Consider the following 2,047-nt stretch of genomic DNA (forward strand, 5'->3'; position numbering starts at 1 on the left):
CCATCCGATCAGCTGCTGCTTGAACCTTGTAAGCGAGGGGCCGTCCACATATGCGGCGTGTAGAAAGTGCACACCAGCAGCACGGTATGGTAGAGGCTTTCAGTGGCTTGGTGCATCAAGAACGCGGCGCGCTTGTATCGCCCCTTGCCAATCAGGTGCTTTGCGCTCTCCGAAAAGTCTTCAGCGGCAGGAATCCACTCAGCAAAATACTCCTGCGCCATGGCCAGCGCTTGCTCGGGCGTCTTCGGCTTGGGCGTGTGCAGCGCCCGCTCGTCCGCCTCGTGCAGCGCGATGCCATCCTTTGCCACGTCCATAAAGAAGTAGCGCCCATGCGCGAGGCCATCGTTCACCTCCTGCAAGGTGTGGACGATGAAGTTGACCGGCGTGTGCAGCGTGCGGTCGATTGCAAGCTCGCGGATCAGCCGGTCCTCGAGCTTCAGCCAGTAATCCACACGCTCGGTCAGCCGCTTGTCGTTGACGATGATCAGCAGATCGAAGTCGGAGCGATAGCCCTTGGCCGTATGCGGCTCATCAACCCAGCCGCCGCGCGCGTAGCTCCCGTAAAGGATCAGCTTTTCGATCCGGCCCTTTTTCTTCCACTGATGCGTAGCCAGCGCCAGGGCATCCTCGAACTCTTCGAAGATGATCTGCTTTACGCGCTCTAGCTCGCGCTGCTTGTTTGCAGGAAGATGGTCTAGGTCGGTTCGCATGGTGCTTTTTACCCTGTAGATGCACGGGTCGATTGGCAAGGTGGAAGCTGGCGATCATCGCCAGAACTGCCACCACTTGTGGTGGCGTTCGTGCATGTGCCGATCGAGAATGCGCAGCGCGCCTGCAAAGTGCTGCTCGACTTGCGTGACGGTAATTCCGTGCAGCGTTGCAAGCTCTGCATAGCTGAGCTCATCGACGCGGATGCCGAGAAAGATCTCGCGCTGCATCGGCGACATGTTGTCGACGGCACGTTCGGCGCGGCGCAGCTGTCGCCTTTCGGCTCGGGACAGACGCGGGCTCATGCTGCGTCTCCCGTGAAGGCCAGCAGATAATCTGCGGCCTTGCTGGCCGCGCTCGCGGCGCGAAAGATGGCCTTGTCATCTTCGCGCAGGACGGTGAGCCAGGAGGCGATGTAATCACTATGGCGGACGGTCGGTGCGATGCCGAGCGATGCGCAGGTGAACGCTGCTGCCATCTCGGCGACAAGCTCTTCACGGGCATAGGGAGCAGAGCCGAAGCTGCCCTTCTGATCGCGGTCCAGCCTGTTGGCATGGCCAGTCCAGTGACCGAGCTCATGCAGTGCGGTCCGGTACCAGTTGATCGGTTCGTGATAGGCCGCTTGCGGCGGCACCTGCACGAAGTCGTGCACCGGGCTGTAGAAGGCAGCATCGCCGCCGATGTTGAACGTGGCCCCGCTGGCGGTGATGATGGCATCGGCTTCGGCAATGGCGAGCACCGGATCACTCGCAACGGGCGCTGCGGTCATGTCCTCGGGCACACCTTCGCACTGGTCGATGTTGAACACCGTGAACCGCTTGAGGAAAGCAACGGTCCTGGCTTCGCGGTCTTCACCGCGTGCCTGTTCGGCTTCTGTCTTGGGCGTGAACCGGTCGGCGTAGCAGACAGTGGTGCCCTTCTCGCCTTTGCGGACATTGCCGCCAGCGGCTTGCGCCTGGCGATAGGTCAGCCAGCGCTGGGAGCCGTAGCCCCTCATGACGACTTCGGCCCAGAGGATCAGGACATTGATGCCCGAGTAGCGCCTGTCTGTCGCTGCGTTGTGCGGCATGGTGCAGCCGCAAAGTGATGTGTCCCAGGGCTGGACCCAGGGAAGTCGTCCCTGCTCGAGCTCGGCGATGATGCGGTGTGTGACCTCAGTATAGAGGCTGTTACGGGTGGTAGTGTGTTCCATGGTCTTGTCTCCTTCCATCCGGCCCCGGCCCGGAAGGGGCGCTGGGGGGCGGCGAAGAAGAGCTGGCAGCCACGCTGCAACAGACGGCGCGCATGCCGCAGGCACCGCAACGCATGTGTAGGACCCGCAACGCGGGTTGCGCGCTGG

2 protein-coding genes and 1 pseudogene are annotated in these 2,047 nt (G+C 62.0%); all 3 read right to left on the reverse strand.

Going from position 1 to position 2,047, the window contains the following annotated elements:
- Window positions 1-47: 47 nt before the first annotated feature.
- Window positions 48-710 (reverse strand): annotated as a pseudogene (locus IEW00_RS17345) (nucleotidyltransferase); the annotation flags it as partial.
- Between the two features lie 54 nt (window positions 711-764).
- Complete coding sequence (locus IEW00_RS17350; protein WP_188515689.1) at window positions 765-1,013, reverse strand: RNA polymerase sigma factor; 249 nt, start codon at window positions 1,011-1,013, stop codon at window positions 765-767.
- Window positions 1,010-1,900, reverse strand: coding sequence for an ArdC family protein (locus IEW00_RS17355; RefSeq protein ID WP_229737130.1), 891 nt, complete (start codon window positions 1,898-1,900; stop codon window positions 1,010-1,012). The genes IEW00_RS17350 and IEW00_RS17355 overlap by 4 nt, the downstream gene beginning before the upstream one ends.
- Window positions 1,901-2,047: the final 147 nt, after the last annotated feature.

The organism is Blastomonas aquatica (assembly GCF_014639875.1).
Taxonomy (GTDB): Bacteria; Pseudomonadota; Alphaproteobacteria; order Sphingomonadales; family Sphingomonadaceae; genus Blastomonas; species Blastomonas aquatica.